17 protein-coding genes are annotated in these 16687 nt (G+C 75.6%); 14 read left to right on the top strand and 3 right to left on the bottom strand.

Annotated elements, in window-relative coordinates:
• Positions 1-32: 32 nt before the first annotated feature.
• Positions 33-1304, bottom strand: coding sequence for an MFS transporter (locus CLV52_RS13740; protein ID WP_133766946.1), 1272 nt, complete (start codon positions 1302-1304; stop codon positions 33-35).
• 82 nt (positions 1305-1386) lie between these two features.
• Between CLV52_RS13740 and CLV52_RS13735 the strand changes: the two genes are divergently transcribed.
• From CLV52_RS13735 to CLV52_RS13685, 11 genes are all read left to right on the top strand, one after another.
• Positions 1387-2040, top strand: coding sequence for a TetR/AcrR family transcriptional regulator (locus tag CLV52_RS13735; RefSeq protein WP_246018141.1), 654 nt, complete (start codon positions 1387-1389; stop codon positions 2038-2040).
• An 87-nt stretch (positions 2041-2127) separates the two neighbouring features.
• Positions 2128-2949 carry an amidohydrolase family protein gene (locus tag CLV52_RS13730; RefSeq protein WP_133766944.1) on the top strand — a complete coding sequence of 274 codons (822 nt, stop codon included), beginning with the start codon at positions 2128-2130 and terminating at the stop codon, positions 2947-2949.
• Positions 2950-2992: 43 nt separating this feature from the next.
• Positions 2993-3517, top strand: a complete 525-nt coding sequence (locus tag CLV52_RS13725) for an MSMEG_0572/Sll0783 family nitrogen starvation response protein (protein WP_133766943.1) — start codon at positions 2993-2995, stop codon at positions 3515-3517.
• 2 nt (positions 3518-3519) lie between these two features.
• On the top strand, positions 3520-4656 hold the full coding sequence (locus CLV52_RS13720; protein ID WP_246018140.1) for an MSMEG_0568 family radical SAM protein: 1137 nt from the start codon (positions 3520-3522) through the stop codon (positions 4654-4656).
• Positions 4653-6068, top strand: a complete 1416-nt coding sequence (locus CLV52_RS13715) for an MSMEG_0567/sll0787 family protein (protein ID WP_133766942.1) — start codon at positions 4653-4655, stop codon at positions 6066-6068. Before CLV52_RS13720 ends, CLV52_RS13715 begins: the two co-directional genes overlap by 4 nt.
• 9 nt (positions 6069-6077) lie before the next feature.
• On the top strand, positions 6078-6962 hold the full coding sequence (locus tag CLV52_RS13710) for a carbon-nitrogen hydrolase family protein (protein WP_133766941.1): 885 nt from the start codon (positions 6078-6080) through the stop codon (positions 6960-6962).
• Entirely contained in the window at positions 6955-7260 is a 306-nt protein-coding gene (locus CLV52_RS13705; protein ID WP_133766940.1) for an MSMEG_0570 family nitrogen starvation response protein, read from the top strand. Before CLV52_RS13710 ends, CLV52_RS13705 begins: the two co-directional genes overlap by 8 nt.
• Positions 7257-8516 carry an MSMEG_0569 family flavin-dependent oxidoreductase gene (locus tag CLV52_RS13700; RefSeq protein WP_133766939.1) on the top strand — a complete coding sequence of 420 codons (1260 nt, stop codon included), beginning with the start codon at positions 7257-7259 and terminating at the stop codon, positions 8514-8516. The genes CLV52_RS13705 and CLV52_RS13700 overlap by 4 nt, the downstream gene beginning before the upstream one ends.
• Positions 8516-9352, top strand: coding sequence for a carbon-nitrogen hydrolase family protein (locus CLV52_RS13695; RefSeq protein WP_133766938.1), 837 nt, complete (start codon positions 8516-8518; stop codon positions 9350-9352). Before CLV52_RS13700 ends, CLV52_RS13695 begins: the two co-directional genes overlap by 1 nt.
• Positions 9349-10449: an MSMEG_0565 family glycosyltransferase gene (locus CLV52_RS13690; protein ID WP_133766937.1), complete on the top strand. Its 1101-nt coding sequence runs from the start codon at positions 9349-9351 to the stop codon at positions 10447-10449. The genes CLV52_RS13695 and CLV52_RS13690 overlap by 4 nt, the downstream gene beginning before the upstream one ends.
• Positions 10446-11969: an AMP-binding protein gene (locus CLV52_RS13685; RefSeq protein WP_162850855.1), complete on the top strand. Its 1524-nt coding sequence runs from the start codon at positions 10446-10448 to the stop codon at positions 11967-11969. Before CLV52_RS13690 ends, CLV52_RS13685 begins: the two co-directional genes overlap by 4 nt.
• A gap of 4 nt (positions 11970-11973) precedes the next feature.
• Here the strand turns inward: CLV52_RS13685 and CLV52_RS13680 are convergent, their stop codons facing one another.
• Positions 11974-12837, bottom strand: a complete 864-nt coding sequence (locus CLV52_RS13680; protein ID WP_211342706.1) for a phosphotransferase — start codon at positions 12835-12837, stop codon at positions 11974-11976.
• A 42-nt stretch (positions 12838-12879) separates the two neighbouring features.
• Here CLV52_RS13680 and CLV52_RS13675 point away from each other — a divergent pair, with 42 nt between their 5' ends.
• Positions 12880-13959, top strand: a complete 1080-nt coding sequence (locus tag CLV52_RS13675) for an FUSC family protein (RefSeq protein WP_162850854.1) — start codon at positions 12880-12882, stop codon at positions 13957-13959.
• 9 nt (positions 13960-13968) lie between these two features.
• Here CLV52_RS13675 and CLV52_RS13670 read toward each other — a convergent pair whose 3' ends face one another.
• Positions 13969-14817 carry a fumarylacetoacetate hydrolase family protein gene (locus CLV52_RS13670; RefSeq protein ID WP_133766935.1) on the bottom strand — a complete coding sequence of 283 codons (849 nt, stop codon included), beginning with the start codon at positions 14815-14817 and terminating at the stop codon, positions 13969-13971.
• Positions 14818-14933: 116 nt separating this feature from the next.
• Between CLV52_RS13670 and CLV52_RS13665 the strand changes: the two genes are divergently transcribed.
• The gene (locus CLV52_RS13665; RefSeq protein WP_133766934.1) at positions 14934-15773 is read left to right on the top strand and encodes a hypothetical protein; all 840 of its coding nucleotides are present in this window, start codon (positions 14934-14936) and stop codon (positions 15771-15773) included.
• Positions 15774-15782: 9 nt separating this feature from the next.
• A complete protein-coding gene (locus CLV52_RS13660; RefSeq protein WP_133766933.1) occupies positions 15783-16592 on the top strand; it encodes an acyl-ACP desaturase in 810 nt (269 codons plus the stop codon).
• Positions 16593-16687: the final 95 nt, after the last annotated feature.

Genomic DNA, 16687 nt, shown 5'->3' with positions numbered 1-16687 from the left:
GTCGGATCACGCCCGTGTTCGGGCGCACCCGCTCAGGCGACCTCCGCCTCCACGCGCTGCGCCGTCTCCGCCGGGTCCGCGCCCTCCGCGGCCGCCTTCATCGCCCGGCGGCCGGACGGGACGAGCACGGCGACGCCGGTGACGACGAGCGCGAGCACGCCCGTGCCGACGAGCAGCGCCCGCACGCCCGCCGCGTCGGCGATCGGGCCGAACGCGACCATCCCGAGCGGGAACGACAGCGCCATCACGATCGTGACGTAGCTGAAGACGCGGCCCTGCTTCTCCGGCGGCACCGCCTCCTGCACCAACGTCATGAACGGCGCCGAGAAGAGCGGGACCATCGCGCCGAACAGGAACATCAGCGCGTAGAACGCCCAGAGCGTCGGCGCGACGCCGAGCCCCAGCGAGAACACCCCGAACCCGAACGACGACAGCACGATCATCCGGATGCGGCTGCGCTTCGCGAGCACCGTCGACACGGCGACGCCGCCGAGCAGCATCCCGATGCTGAACGCGAGCTCGAGCACCGTCAGCAGCCACACGTCGCCGCCCCACTCCTGCGTGATGAGCAGCGGCGTGACGAAGGAGGGCGACCCGGTCAGCACGATGATCACGGCGAAGAGCACCATCAGCCACCGGATGAACGCGTGGTGCCAGATGAAGCGCGCGCCCTCGACGAGGTCCTGCCGGAACCCGGTCGTCTTCCCCGCGACCGCGTCGAGGGTCGGGACGGTCACGAGGAGCAGCACCCCGACGCCGAGCAGTGCGGTCACGACGTCGAGGAAGAACGTCGGCACGATGCCGAAGGCGCCGAACACGGCGCCGGCGACCGCGGGCGCGAGCAGCGCGAGGCCGGACTGGATCGTCTGGAACAGGCCGTTGATCCGGAGCAGCTGCTCCTCCGGCACCAGCTGCGGGATCACCGCCTGCACGGTGGGCTGCTGGAATCCCGCGCCGACCGAGCGCGCGGCGCACGCCACGAGGATCACCCAGAGGTCGGTCACCCCGTTCAGCATCAGGACCGCGAGGCCGAGGGTCGCCAGGGCGGTGCTCGTGTCCGACACGATGATCAGCGCCTTGCGGTTGACCCGGTCGGCGAAGGTGCCGCCGAAGATCGAGACGAGGCCCTGAGGGAGGAACGCCGCGACCGCGTAGAGCGCGACCGCGATCGCCGAGCGCGTCTGCAGCGTCACGTACCACATGACCGCGTACTGGACGACCATCGAGCCGAACAGCGAGATCGTCTGGCCGCCCAGGAAGAGCGCCGCGTTGCGGCGCCAGGCGACCGGCTGCGCGATGGTCATGGCGATCCTCCTCAGTCCTACGATGCCGATGATGGCCGATCCGGATCCCGATGTGAACACTGTCAACCGAGATGGGGACAGTGTGGGCGACGCCACCGACAGCGGGTCCGCGCCCCGCCGCGCGTACCGGCACGGCGACCTCCGGAACGCCCTCGTCGAGGCGGGGCTGCGCCTCGCCGCCGCGGGCGGCCCGAGCGCGGTCGTGCTGCGCGAGGCGACGCGGCAGGCGGGCGTGTCGCCGAACGCGGCCTACCGCCACTTCGCGGACCGCGAGGACCTGCTCGCCGCGGTGTCGCTGCGCTGCCTCGCCTTCGTGGCGTCCGAGATCGTCCGCGAGCTCGGCGCCGTCGACCGCGCTGGCGACCCGGGCGCCCGGCTCGACGCGGTCGGCCGCGCGTACGTGCAATTCGCCCTGCGCGAACCCGGCCTCTTCCGCACCGCCTTCTCGGTGCACACGGACCCGGAGGCGGGACGCGGCGCGGAGGACGGCGGCCTCGGGCCGTTCGGCCTGCTGCTCCAGGTGCTCGACGACGCCGTCGCGACCGGGGCGATGCCCGCCGAGCGCCGCCCGGGCGCGGAGGTCGCCGCCTGGTCGGCGGTGCACGGGCTCGCGGTGCTGCTGCTCGACGGTCCGCTCCGCTCCGTCCCGGAGGCGGCGAGGGAGGCGCTGCTCGAGCGCACCCTCGCCACGGTCCGGGAGGGCCTGTTCGTGGCGGGGCCGCACATCGTCCCGTGATCTGCCGGAAACGACGCCCGGCGTGTGGTGATCCGATGGTGTTCCCGGCGAAACCATCCTGAAACGGCCGACCGATTGCCTTGAGCCATGGCAGGCGGAGTGCACGACGCGCATCGGCACATCGGCGCCCTGCCCGCGTTCCCCTTCTACGGCGGCCCGGCGATCCGCGCGGACCTCACCGCGAAGGAGACCGTCAAGGCCTTCCTCGCCGACCTCGACGCGGAGGGCACCGAGCGCGCCCTCGTCCTCCCGAACTACGGCGTCCCGATCCCGGAGGTCGCGTTCGAGCTGAACCAGCTCGCGCTCGACGCGGCCCAGGCGGACGACCGGGTGCGGTGCGGCCTGTGGATCTCCCCGAAGCCGGAGGACGCGGAGCGGAACACCGCGGCCCTCGCGCTCGCCGGCGAGGACGGCGTCGCCGCGCTGAAGACGAGCTTCCTGCTCGGGGGCGCGGCCGACGACGACGGGTGCCTCGAGCAGCTGGGCCGCATGTTCGACGCGGCGCGCGAGCACGACCTCACGGTGCACGTCCACACCTCGCCCGGCGGCGCCAGCGACATCGACCGCGTCGGCGGCCTCGTGGAGCGGTGGGGCGACGACGTCCGCATCCACCTCGTGCACCTCGGCGGCGGCATGAGCGGCCACATGAAGCTGATCGGCGCCCGCTTCTTCGACTGGATCGAGCGCGGCAAGCGGGTCTACAGCGACACGAGCTGGGCCATCGGGTTCGCCGCGGTCTGGCTCGTCGCCGAGATCGAGCGGCGCGGGCTCGGCCATGACCGCATCCTCTTCGCCTCCGACCAGCCGTGGGGCGATCACGCGGGGGAGCTCGCCCGCATGCAGGCCGCCGTCGAGGACGGCGAGCTCGGCCGGCTGTTCCTCCGCGAGAACTTCGAAGCCCTCTACTGACCCGTCCGGCCCGTTCACCACCGACCCGCAAGGAGCGCCCCCGATGGCCCTGTTCGACGACACGATCCTCGCCAACATCGAGACCTCGAAGGCCGAGGTGCCGCACCCGACGCAGCCGCAGGGCACGTCGATCTACGGCTCGACGAAGATCTTCCCCGACATCCAGGCGGAGCCAGGGCAGTCGTACCTCACCCTCGTGCACGGCATCGCCCACGAGTCGAGCGTCAGCTTCGTCGCCTGCCTCCAGGCGCTCCGCGCCCTGCGCAAGGGCTTCGACTCGGTCCTCTACTTCTACGGCCCGGGCGCGATGAACGCGATCGCCACCCGCGGCTTCCCGACGCCCGGCGACTCCGCGTTCCCTGGCGAGCAGAACATCAACGACACGATCACGACCTTCATCAAGGAGGGCGGCACGGTCTTCGTCTGCCGCTTCGGCCTGTCGCTGCACGGCCTGCGCGAGGAGGACCTCATCGAGGGCACGGTCCCGTGCCACCCGCTCGACGTCCAGGACGCCCTGATCTACTTCGCGAACAAGGGCGCCGTCATCAACTCGACCTACATGGTCTGACCGTGCCGGCGACGAATCTCGGACTCCCGGCGGTGCGGGGGGAGGCCGTCGCACCACCGGTGATCGCGGACCCGGTGGCCCGCCGCGTGGACGTGGCGCTGCGCGGCCTGCGCATCGCGGCGCCCGTCCACCGCGAGGCGGGCGCCGGGCCGAGCGACGACGGCCACGTGCTGTGGGACGGCGAGCAGGCCGCCATCCCCGTGAACCCGCACAGCCCGTACCTGGTCTCCGGCGGCCGGCTGCTGCTCGACACCGGCGACGCCGGGCCGATCGACGTCGGCATCGACGTCGCTCCCGTGCGCCGGCCCCGGTTCTACGACCTCGCCACCGCGGACGGGACGTCCTACGAGCAGATCGCGCGGCTCCACGGGCGGAACGTCCTCGCGACGACCGTCGTGCAGACCTGCATCCGCTACGACGAGGACCAGCGGTGCCGCTTCTGCGCCATCGAGGCCTCGCTCGAGGCGGGCGCCACGATCGCGGTGAAGACCCCGGCGATGCTCGCCGAGGTCGCCCGCGCCGCGCGGGACCTCGACGGCGTCGAGCAGATGGTGATGACCACGGGCACCTCGAACGGGTGGGACCGCGGCGCGAAGCACCTCGCCCGCTGCGTCCGGGCGGTGAAGGAGGCCGTGCCCGAGCTCGCGATCCAGGTGCAGATCGAGCCGCCGCGGCACCTCCGCGCGATCCAGGACCTGTACGACGCGGGCGCCGAGTCGATCGGCATCCACGTCGAGTCGATGGACGACGCGGTGCGCAGCCGGTGGATGCCGGGCAAGAGCACGGTGACGCTCGACGAGTACCGCGCCGCGTGGGCGGAGGCGGTGCGGGTGTTCGGCCGCAACCAGGTGTCGACGTACCTGCTCGTCGGCCTCGGCGAGGACCCCGACGACGTGCCGCGCTGGGCGGACGAGCTCATCGGGCTCGGCGTCTACCCGTTCGTGGTGCCGTTCCGCCCGCTCCGCGGCACGCTCGCGACCGACGTCGACCGCGTCCCCTCACCGGACCGGACGATCCTCGAGACGGTGTCGCGGCAGGTCGCCGCGCTGCTCGTCGCCGCCGGGATGCTCGGCTCCGATCAGAAGGCCGGCTGCGCCGCGTGCGGCGCGTGCGGCGTGCTGAAGACGGCCGGCGCATGACCGGGTTCGACGTCCCCGTCCTCACCGGCTCGCCCCGGCGCACGGCGCCGTGGACCGTTCGGCGGGCGGAGGGGGCGGAGCTCGAGGCCTACCGCCGGCTGCGGCGCACCGGCTTCGTCGACGAGCAGCACCTGTTCGCCGGCTCGGACCGGGACGACGTGGACGACGACCCGCGGGCGGTCGTGCTCGTCGCCGTCGCGACGGAGACCGGCGCCGTCGTCGGCGGCGTGCGGCTCGCGCCGCTCACCGAGCGCGACATCGGGTGGTGGGCGGGCAGCCGGCTCGTCGTCGACGGGACGGTCCGCGGCACCGCCGGACTCGGCGCCCGCCTCGTCGAGGAGGCCTGCCTGGTCGCGGAGGCGTCCGGCGTCCTCCGCTTCGACGCGGCCGTCCAGGACCGGTACGCCGGCCTGTTCACCCGGCTCGGCTGGACGGACCACGGACCGGCCTCGATCGCCGGCGCGCCCCACCGCCGCATGCGCTGGCCGATCGACCGGATCCGCGCGCTGGCCGAGCGGACGAAGGCGCCCCTCGCGGCCCTCCTCGATCCGTTCGGCGCGGCCTGGGGCTCGGCGGCCGCCGCGTCGCTCGGCGGTCAGGGCTTCGTCGGGGACGACGGCGCCCCGGTGCCCGGGAGCGACCTCGTCGCTGCGTGCGACGCGATCCTCCCGGCCATGGTGCAGCGCGACCCGGAGTGGGCCGGCTGGTGCGGGGTGCTCGTCAACGTGAACGACCTCGCCGCGATGGGCGCCGCCCCGGTCGGCCTGCTCGACGCGGTCGCCGGGCCGGATCTCGCCACGGTGCAGCGCGTGATCCGCGGGCTGCGGAGCGCGGCGGAGGCGTGGGACGTGCCCGTGCTCGGCGGCCACACCCAGCTCGGCGTCGCTGCATCGCTCGCGGTCACCGCGCTCGGTCGCGCGGCGCAGCCGGTGCCCGGCGGCGGAGGACGGCGCCACGACGCGCTCTCGCTCACCGCCGACCTCTCCGGCGGGTGGCGCCCGGGCGCGCAGGGCGTGCAGTGGGACTCGACGTCCTCCCGGTCCGGCGAGGAGCTCCGCGTCATGGGCCGGATGGTCCGGGACGCCGTGCCACGAGCGGCGAAGGACGTCAGCATGGCCGGCGTCGTCGGCACCGCGGGCATGCTCGCGGAGGCCGCCGGGCTCGGCGCGGACATCGAGGTCGCCGCGGTGCCCGCTCCGGCGGACGCCGCCACGGGCGACTGGCTCACGTGCTTCCCCGGCTTCGGCATGCTCACCGCCGACGCCCCCGGCGCCTCCCGCATGGGATCGCCGCTCACGACGACGGCCGAGATCGGCCGCCTCACCGCCGCGCCCGGCGTCCGCCTCACCTGGCCGGACGGCGAGACCACGACCGCGCTGCCGGGCCCCGTCACCGGGCTCGGGCACGCCTGAAGGAGCGCCATGACCGTCACGCTCGCCGCCGCGTCCGAGGAGTTCGGCCGCGACCTGGAGGAGAACTACGCGACCATCGCCCGGCTCGTCGCCGAGGCGACCGCGGCCGGAGCCGACCTGCTCGCCCTGCCGGAGGCCGCCCTCGGCGGGTACCTCTCCAGCCTCGGCGGCCGCGGCGACCCGAGCCGACCCGACTCCCTGCCGCCGGCGATCCGCATCGACGGGCCGGAGCTCGCCCGGGTGCGCGCGCTCGCCGGCGATCTCGTCCTGGTGCTCGGCATCTGCGAGGCGGCCGGGACGGAGGCGGAGCCCGTCCGCTACAACACCGCCGTCGCGCTGACGCGGGACGCGGTGCTCGGCGTGCACCGCAAGGTGCACCAGCCGCTCGGCGAGGGCATGAGCTACGCCGCCGGGGACTCGTTCACCGCGTTCGACAGCCCCGTCGGCCGGCTCGGCCTGATGATCTGCTACGACAAGGCCTTCCCGGAGGGAGCGCGCACGCTCGCCCTCGACGGCGCCGAGGTGGTCGTCTGCGTGTCCGCGTGGCCGGCAGCGCGGACCGCGGCCGCGACGGACCTCGCCGAGGACCGCTGGACGAAGCGGTTCCGCCTCTACGACCAGGCGCGCGCGCTCGAGAACCAGGTCGTGTGGGTCGCGTCGAACCAGGCGGGCACCTTCGGCCGCCTCCGGTTCGTCGGCTCCGCGTCGGTGATCGGCCCGGGCGGCGAGGTGCTCGCGGAGACCGGGACGGGACCGGGGCTCGCGATCGCCGCCGTGGACGTGACGACCGAGCTCGCCGCAGCCCGTCGCGCGATGTTCGCCCTCCGCGACCGCCGACCGGACGCCTACGCGCTCGACGGCCGCGTGATCGCCGAGGAGCTCGTCGATGCCTGAGATGACCTTCACCGTCCGCTGGCCGGACGGCCGCGTCGACGAGCTGTACTCCCCGTCGCTCGTGATGTGGGACCACCTCGAGGTCGGTGCCGAGTACGCCGTCGGCGACTTCGCGGGCCGGGCGACCGCCGCGCTCGAGGAGGCGGGGGAGCGCGTCCGCGCCCGGTACGGCTTCCTCTGCACGAGCGCGCTCGCGCAGGCGGAGGAGATCCGTGCCCGCGCGGCGCTCCTCGACGCCGCCGCACCGGTGCGCGTGCTCGCGATGGCGCCCCCGCTGCCGGTCGAGGCCGCCCGATGAGCGCGCCGCTCGACCTCCCGTCCCAGGTCGAGGTCGCCGTCGTCGGCGGCGGGCAGGCCGGTCTCGCGGTGTCATGGCACCTGCAGGACCGGGGGATCGACCACGTCGTCCTCGAGCGGGCGACCGTCGCGCACGACTGGCGGGACCGGCGATGGGACGCGTTCACCCTGGTCACGCCGAACTTCCAGTGCCGCCTGCCCGGCTTCGCGTACGACGGCGACGAGCCGGACGGCTTCATGACCCGGGCCGAGGTGCAGGCGTGGCTCGGCCGGTACCGCGCGAGCTTCGACCCGCCCGTCCTCGAGGGCGTCGAGGTGCTGAGCCTCCGGCGCACGGAGGACGGCTTCGCGCTGCGGACCACCGCCGGCGACCTCGCCGCGCACCAGGTCGTCGTCGCGACCGGCGGCTACCACGTGCCGTCCGTCCCCGCACTCGCGGCGTCGCTGTCGCGCCGGATCGTGCAGGTGCACTCCGCCGACTACCGCAGCCCGGAGGCGCTCCCGGAGGGCGCGGTCCTCGTCGTCGGCAGCGGGCAGTCCGGGGCGCAGATCGCGGAGGACCTCCACCTCGCCGGCCGCGAGGTGCACCTCGCGCTCGGCCGGGCGCCGCGCAGCGCCCGGTTCTACCGCGGCCGCGACTGCATCGCGTGGCTCGAGGACATGGGGATCTACGACGTCACGGTGCAGCAGCACGCCTCCGGCCTCGCGAAGCGGGAGTCGACGAACCACTACATGACGGGCCGCGCAGGCGGCCACGACATCGACCTCCGCGCCTTCGCGCTCGAGGGCATGCGGCTGTACGGGCGGCTCACGGCCGCCGACGGCTCCGTCCTCGCCTTCGCCCCGACGCTGACCGAGTACCTCGACCACGCCGACAGCGTGATGGAGTCGATCAAGAACGACATCGACGCCCACATCGCCCGCGCCGGGATCGATGCTCCGACCGAGGCGCGGTACTCGCCGGTGTGGGTGCCGGAGGAGGAGCCCGCGGCGCTCGACCTCGACGCCGCCGGGATCACGACCGTCGTCTGGGCGACCGGGTTCCGGCCGGACTACCGCTGGGTCGAGGTCGGAGTCTTCGACGGCAGCGGCCACCCGACGCACCGGGCGGGGGAGACCGACGTGCCCGGCCTCCACTTCCTGGGGCTGCCGTGGCTCACGACCTGGGGCAGCGGGCGGTTCGCGGGCGTCGCCCGCGACGCGGCCCACGTCGCGGAGCGGCTCGCGGCCCGCGCGCCGGCCGCCGTCCCCGCCTGATGGCCGTGCTCGCCGCCGTCGCCGCGCACTTCGGTCGCGACGTCCAGCGGGCGCTGCCGAAGGTGGAGGGGATCCTCGACGACGCGCGGAGCGCCGGCGCCGACCTCGTCGTGCTGCCGGACGCGGCGCTCGGCGGGTACCTCTCCGACCTCGGTGACCCCGACCGGACGGACCTGCCCGAGCCGCTCGCGCTCGACGGACCGGAGCTGGACCGCGTCCGGCGCGCGGCCGGCGCGATGGTGGTCTGCATCGGGCTGGCGGAGGCCGTGCCCGGCGAGCCGTCCCTGCGCTGGAACACCGCGGTCTGCTGCTCGGCGCAGCGGGTCTGGGGCGTGCACCGCAAGGTGCACCGGCCGTTGAACGAGTCCCGGGTGTACGCGGCGGGGGACCGGTTCACGGCGTTCGACACCCCGGTCGGCCGCATCGGCATGCTCACCTCGTACGACAAGACCTTCCCCGAGGCGGCGCGGGCGCTCGCGGACGACGGGGCGGTCGTCCTCGCCTGCCTCGGCGCCTGGCCCGCGTCGACGACCGACCGGGCCGCGCACCTGCCGCAGGACCGGCAGTCGCGGCTGTTCGACCTCTACGACCTGGCGCGCGCGGCGGAGAACCAGGTCGTCGTCGTCTCGTCGAACCAGACCGGCGTGCAGGGCCGGCTCCGGTTCCTCGGCCAGGCGAAGGTGGTCGGACCGGGCGGCGACGTGCTCGCCCGCACCGGGGTGAAGGGCGGGCTCGCCGTCGCCCACGTCGACGTCGCGCACGAGGTGGGCCGGGCGCGTCGCCGCCTGCACCACCTCGCCGAGCGCGTGCCCGCCGCCTACGCGAGGCGCTCGTGAGGATCGCGCTGCTCACCTACTCGACGAAGCCGCGCGGCGGCGTCGTCCACACGCTCGCACTCGCGGAGGCCCTCGCCGCGCGCGGGGAGGACGTCACGGTCTGGACCCTCGGCCGCGGCGGGGACGACGCCTTCTTCCGGCCCGTGGACCCCGCCGTGCGCCTCGAGGTCGTGCCGTTCGCCGCGCAGGAGGGGGAGGGCGTCGGCGCCCGCATCCAGCGATCCATCCGCACCCTCGCGGCGGCCTTCGACCGCACGGGCTTCGACGTCGTGCACGCCGAGGACTGCATCACCGCGAACGCGGTTCCCGGCGGCATCCGGACCGTCCACCACCTCGACACGTTCACGACGCCGGAGCTGGTCGCCTGCCACGACCGGGCCATCGAGCGCCCGGTCGCGCTCGTGACCGTGTCGCGGGCGGTCGCCGCGGAGGTGGAGGCGGGCTGGGGCCGCCGGCCGACGGTGATCCCCAACGGGGTCGACGCGGCGCGCTTCGACGCGGCCGCCGGCCCCGCGGCGGCGGACGACCGCGCCGCGTGGCGGGGGCGGTTCGGCGAGTACCTCCTCGTCGTCGGCGGCATCGAGCCGAGGAAGGGCACGATCGACGCGCTCGAGGGGTACGCGCTCGCGCGTCGCCGGCACCACGACCTCCGCCTCGTCGTCGCGGGCGGCGAGACGCTCTTCGACTACGCCGGCTACCGGCAGCGGTTCGACGCCCGGCGGAAGGCGCTCGGCGTCCCCGTCGACGTGCTCGGCCCCGTCGACCACGCGGCGCTGCCGGCGCTCGTCGCCGCGGCGCGCGCGGTGCCGTTCCTGTCGACGAAGGAGGGCTTCGGGCTGTCCGCGATGGAGGCGCTCGCCGCCGGCGTCCCCGTCGTCGCGCGGGACCTGCCGGTGATCCGGGAGGTGTTCGGCCGCGCGGTCGAGCGCGTGCCCGACGACGCGTCGGTCGGCCGCCGTCTCGCGGAGGCGGTCGACCGCGCGTTCACCGGCGAGGGGCCGGCGCCGGAGCTGGGCCGTACGCTCGCCGCGTCGTACAGCTGGGACGCCGCGGCGGCGGCCCACCAGGCGCTGTACGCCCGTGTCCTCGGCGCGTGACCGCGGCCGCCGCGCCCGCTCCCGCCGGTCGAGGTGCGAGCGCAGCGAGCCCCGAGACCGCCCCGAGCCGCACGACGACCCCGACCATCGGGGAGGCGCTCGACCTCCTCGCCGAGCGGGCGCCGGACGCCCCCGCCGTCCGCGACGAGCACGAGGCGCTCACCCGGGCGCAGCTCGCCGCGCGGTCCCGCCGCCTCGCGCGGCACCTGATCGCACTCGGCGTGCGGGAGGGCGACCTGGTGACCGTGCGCGGCGGGAACGCGGTCGCGTTCGTCGTCGCGGTGTGCGCGGTGCACCGGGCCGGCGGGACGCCGCAGCCGCTCGGCCCGCGCCTGCCGCTCGAGGAGCAGCGGGCGGTCGTGGCGCTCGCCGCGCCGCGGGCGGTGCTCGGCGCCTCGGCCGCCGACTTCCCGGGGCGGGTCGTCCTCCCACTCGATCCGCCGCTCGAGGGGGTGGACGACGGGCCGCTCCCGCCGCTGGCCGCACCGAGCTGGAAGGCGCCGACCTCCTCCGGCAGCACGGGCCGCCCCAAGCTCGTGCTCGCGGCGGCGCCGGCCCGGGTCGACCCCGACCGGCGGGTCGCGCCGTTCCTGCCGATGGCAGCGACGCAGCTCGTCGTCGGGCCGCTCGCGCACGCCGCGCCGTTCACCTACGCCTTCCGGGGGCTCACGACCGGGCACGCGCTCGTGCTGCTCCCGCGGTTCGACCCCGGGGCCGTCCTGGACGCGATCGCGCGGCACCGCATCACCTGGGTGCTGCTCGTCCCGACGATGCTGCACCGCATCCTGCGCCTGCCGCCGGAGCGCGTCGCCGCGGCGGACCTGTCGTCCATCGAGCAGGTGGTGCACCTGGGCGCGCCCGTCGACCCGGCGCTGAAGCGGCGCTGGCTGACGCTGCTCGGCCCGGAGCGGCTCACCGAGGTGTACGCGGGGACGGAGTCGAACGGGGTCCTCGTGATCCGCGGCGACGAGTGGCTCGCGCATCCCGGCAGCGTCGGGCGCGCGGCGGACGGCACCGAGGTCCGCGTCGTCGACCCCGCGGGCCGGCCGGTCGCGCCCGGCGTCGTCGGGCGCGTGCAGCTCCGCCGGGCGGGCGGCCCGGCGTACCGGTACCGGGGTGCCCCGACGCCGCCGCCGGGGACGTGGGACTCCCTCGGCGACGACGGCCGGCTCGACGAGGACGGCTGGCTGTTCCTCGCCGACCGCGGCGGCGACCGCATCGCGCGCGCGGGCACGAGCCTGTACCCGGCGGAGGTCGAGCGGGTGCTCGAGCGGCATCCCGCCGTCCGGTCCGCGCTCGCGGTCGGGGTGCCGGACGAGGACCTCGAGCGGTCGGTGCTCGCGGTCGTCGACGTCGCCGGCGCGGACCAGGACGGGACTGCCCTGCGGGCCTGGGCGAACGACCGGCTCGACCCGGCGAAGCGGATCGACCGGATCGTCGTCGTCCACGAGCCGCTCCGCGACGACTCCGGCAAGGCCCGCCGCCGGGACTGGGCCGGCGGCGGCGCACCGCCGCCCTGACGGCTCACCGGTCGGCGAGCACCTCGTCGAGCGTGGCGCGGCAGAGCGCGGCGAACCCCGGGTTCGTCGTGTCGTAGTACGGGATCGCGACCAGCGCCTGCGCGAGGGCGATGCCCTTCGCGCGGGCCCAGTCGCCGTCCGGCCCGCCGAGCGCTGCGCGGAACCGCCTCCGGTCGGCGCCGCGGAGGCACGACCACGCCGGGACGAGGTCGTTCGCGGGGTCCCCGGCCCCCGCGGTGCCCCAGTCGAGCACCCCGGCGAGGCGTCCCCGTCGCACGAGGAGGTTCGGCGGCAGCAGGTCCGCGTGGATCGGGACGCGGACGCCGTCCCAGACGGGAGCCTCCAGCGTCGCGTCCCACGCCGCCGTCACCCGGGCCGTGTCGAAGCCGGTCAGCCGCGCGATCGCGTCCCGCACGGCCGCGGCGGCGGCCGCCGCCGTCGCGCGACCGGCGCCGGGCAGGGCGGCGGGGTCGAGCGAGCGCAGCGCCCGCACCACCTCGGCGAGATCCGCCCCGGGCACCGCGCCGGGCCGCGGGCGCTCGCCGTCGATCCAGCGGACAACCGACCACGCGGCGGGGAGGGCCGCGCTCGGCCGGCCCGCCAGGACCACCTCCGGCACGGCGGCGCGGAGCACCGTCGCCACGATCGGGACGACCGCGGCCTCCCGCTCGACGTCGGCGCCGTCGACCGCGCGCCGCGGGATCCGCACCGCCAGCGCGTCCCCGAGCCGGAAGACGCGGTTCACCGTGCCGACCTCGGTCAGCGGCCGCACCGGCAGCGCGGCGAGGTGCGGCGCCTGCTCCGCGAGCAGCGCCCGGACCGTCGCCGCGTCCGCCGGCAGCTCGTCCGGATGCAGGTCGCCGCTCACGGCAGGACCGTACCCGCAGCGCGCGTCCGGGACGATGGAGGGGTGGGGACGACGGCGGATGCGGAGGGCGCCGGGCGCGCACGGCGACTGATCGGCGCAATGGTGCGGCCTTCGCCGAGCCCGCCCCGCCTCGCGATCGCCGTGCAGGCGGCGATCGCGATGCTCCTGACGGTCGGGGTCCCGGCCGCCGCGGGCCGGATCGACCTCGGGCTGCTCGCGTCGACGGGGGCCCTGTCCGCGCTCTACCTGTCGGCGCGGAGCCGACGCGAGCGCGTCCGCCGGCTCCCGCTCGTGCAGCTCGGCCTGCTCGCCGCGATCGCGGCGGGCGCCGCGACGCGGGGCGACCCGGTGGCGGCCCCGATCGTGCTCGCGCTCGTCGCGATCGGCGCCGTCGTCCTGTCCGTCGGCACGGCGGTCGGCCCGCCCGGTGCGCTCTTCCCGGTGCTCGGCGCCGGCGTCGCGTCGCGGCTCTGCGGTGCCCCCGAGCACGGCGGCGACGGCCTCGACCCGCTCCTCGTGCTCGGCTGCGCCGCTGCGGGCGCGGTCCTCGCCTACCTGGTCGTCGTCGCGCCGCTCGTCCTCCCGGCGCTGCGGCGGCGGGACCGGGACATCCCGATCGCACCGCTGCGGTTCCGCCTCGACCGCGGCGGCCGGTTGGTCGTGGTCCGCGTCGTGGTCGCCGCCGCCGTGGCGGCGGTGCTCGCCGCCCTCCTCGGACTGGACCGCGGCTACTGGGTCGTCGTCGCGGTGGTCGCCGTGCTGCAGTCCGGACCGGGCCGGCGGGTCTCCGGCATCCGGGCCGCGCACCGCACCCTCGGCACCGTCGTGGGCGCCGGCGTGTTCGTGCTCCTCGCCGCCCTCGTCGCCCCGCCCGTGCCGGGGCTCGTGCTGGCGGTGGTGCTGGCGCTGCTCCAGTTCGGCACGGAGCTCGTCGTGGTCGCCCACTACGGCGCCGCGCTGGTGCTCATCACCCCGCTCGCCCTGCTCATCGCGGAGGCCGGCTCGGCCGGCGACCCGTGGACGATCGCGGGCGAGCGGGTGCTCGACACCGCGATCGGGTGCGCGGTCGCCCTCGTCGTGCTCGTCGGCGACCGGCTGGTCGAGGGCCGCCCGCCCGCCTGAGCGTCCGCGTCAGACCGGGACGACGAGGGAGCGCTGGGCGCCGAGCCCGTCCACGCCGACCTCGACGACGTCGCCGTCGACGAGGTACGGGAAGCGGCCGGACAGCGCGACGCCCTCCGGCGTCCCGGTGAGCAGCACGTCGCCCGGCTCGAGCCGCACGTAGCGGGAGAGGTCCGCGATCAGCGCCGCGACCGGGAAGACGAGGTCGCCGGTGGAGGAGTCCTGCCGCGGCTCCCCGGAGATGCGCGACCAGATCCGGAGGTCCGTCGGGTCCACCTCGTCGGCCGGGACGAGCCACGGGCCGAGCGGGCAGAACGTCGGCGCCGTCTTGCCCTTCGACCACTGGCCGCCGGACTCCGACCGCTGCCAGGTGCGCTCCGACACGTCGTTGCCGACGAGGTAGCCGGCGACGTGCGCGAGTGCGTCGGCCTCCTCGACGTGCCACGCGGCCTCGCCGACCACGACGCCGAGCTCGACCTCCCAGTCGAGCGCGTCCGCCCCCGCCGGGCGCTCGATCGCGTCGTACGGCCCGACGATCGACCCGGGGTGCTTGAAGAAGAGGATCGGGTGCGTCGGGGGCGGGCTGCCGGACTCCGCGGCGTGCGCCGCGTAGTTCTGCCCGATGCAGAGCACCGCGGCGGGCCGCGCGACCGGCGGGCCGACGCGCAGGTCCGCGGCGCCGGGCAGCTCCTCCAGGCGCCCCTCGGCGAGGAGGGCCCTGGCGCGGTCGACGCCGCGGCCGGCGAGGAAGGCGCCGTCGATGTCGCCCGTCACGGACGAGAGGTCGTAGTGGCGGCCGTCGGCGAGGAGGACAGGACGCTCGGCGCCCGGGGCGCCGAGGCGGAGGAACGCGGTCACCAGCGAACGCTAGCGCGGGTCGCTCCGAACACCTCCCACGAGCTGCGTGAACCCACACCACGACTGGGTGCACGACGCAAGCCCCTTGTGCCTCCAGGAACGGATATTCTGCGCAAATGAGTTCGACCGCCCGATTCGACGTCGCCGCGTACGTGCGCGCGCCGTTCGGGCCGATGCGCGCGACGCTGCAGGGCGTCGGTTCGGCGCTCCCGGCGGACCTCGCCGACGCGCTGCGCTACGTCCAGCGGCGCGCCCAGGGCACCGGCTCGTGGCTCTCCCACGTCCTCGTCACCGCGACGCACAAGGACGCCCGCATCACCGCCTTCCTCTCCACGTGGGCGTACGAGGCCCACTGGTTCGGGGACGCGCTCAGCGCGATCGCCGGCGCCGGGCCCGTGCCCGCGATCCGCCGCGGTGTCGCCGCGAAGCTCCGCGACCGATTCGGTCCGCTGCGCGAGGCCGTCGTCGCGAACCTCCACGGGCGGGCCCTGACCGGCGTGCAGATGACCGAGCGGCTCGTGGACGGCTGGATCGTCGACGCGATGCTCGAGCGGGCGCAGCAGCTCGCCCCGACCGGCGTCGCCGAGGACCTCGCCCGGATCCGGGAGGGCATCGCCCGCCAGGGCCGCTTCTTCGCGGAGGCCGCGACCGACGCGCTGTCCCACTCCCGCGCGGCGCGCGTGCTCGCCCGGCGGCGGCTCGCGAAGCGCACCTGGCCGATCGGCGCCGATCACGAGCCGGCCGCGGCGACCGCCCGGGCCCTGCAGGCGCTCTTCGGCCCCGACCGCTCCTGGGCGACGGCGATCGACAGCCGCATCGACTCCCTGCCCGGTCTCGCCGGCCTGCACCTCGTGCGCCGCACCGTCCGCAAACCCGGACGCCCGCCGTTCCGAATGCCCCTTCGCAGCGCGCGCAGCGCGGCTGCCCGCTCCCACCGGAAGGACGACGCGCGCTAGCGCACACCCATGGCCTTCGACATCGACACCTTCGCCGAGACCTCCGAAGCGGTCGGCTGGAGCGACATCGACCTCGATGCGTTCCGCACGGACCCGCTCTCCGAGACCTCCCTCCGGGCACTCCGCTACATGTGCGACGTCGAGTACCACACGGTCTGCTACCTCCGGGACATGCTCGTCACGCCGTCGCACGGCGACGGCGAGGTCTCGACGTTCATGACGATGTGGAACCGGGAGGAGTACTGGCACGGCGAGGCGCTCGCCGCGGTGCTCGGGGTCCACGGCGTCACGGTCGAGTACGACCAGCTGAAGGCGAGCCGCGTCAAGCTCGGCTGGCGCGACCGGATCGACCCGATCAAGCAGTCGATCTACGGGAACATCGTCGGCAAGGACTTCGTCGCGACCCACATGTCCTGGGGGAGCGTGAACGAGCGCGGCGCCGCCGCCGCGTACCGCCGGCTCGCGAAGCTCGAGCCGCACCCTGCGCTCGCGCCGCTGCTGAAGCGCATCGCCGCGCAGGAGAGCCGCCACATCGCGTTCTACACGACGCAGGCGACGAAGCGGCTCGAGGAGTCGCGCCTCGCCCGCATGTTCACGCGCTTCGCGCTGTCGAACGTGTGGGGCCCGGTCGGGTCGACCATCGAGCCGGAGGAGGAGGTCCGCTTCGTCATGGGCTTCCTGTTCGACGGCGAGGAGGGCCTCCGCGAGGTCCGCAAGATGGACGAGGCGATCGCGAAGATGCCGGGCATGGAGGGCCTCTCGGTCGTCGAGAAGGCGTTCCGCGCCCGAGGCCTCTACACGGACCTCGCCGCCGCCTGACCCGCCGCCGCGCTCACCTCGCTCCGGGGGCTCCCCGCGGCTGATGGGGCGGTGCGCACCGCCCCATCAGCCGCGCGGGGCCCCCGGAGCGACGA

This window comes from Amnibacterium kyonggiense, assembly GCF_004364555.1.
Classification (GTDB): Bacteria; Actinomycetota; Actinomycetes; order Actinomycetales; family Microbacteriaceae; genus Amnibacterium; species Amnibacterium kyonggiense.
This window is presented reverse-complemented; position numbering and strand designations above follow the sequence as displayed.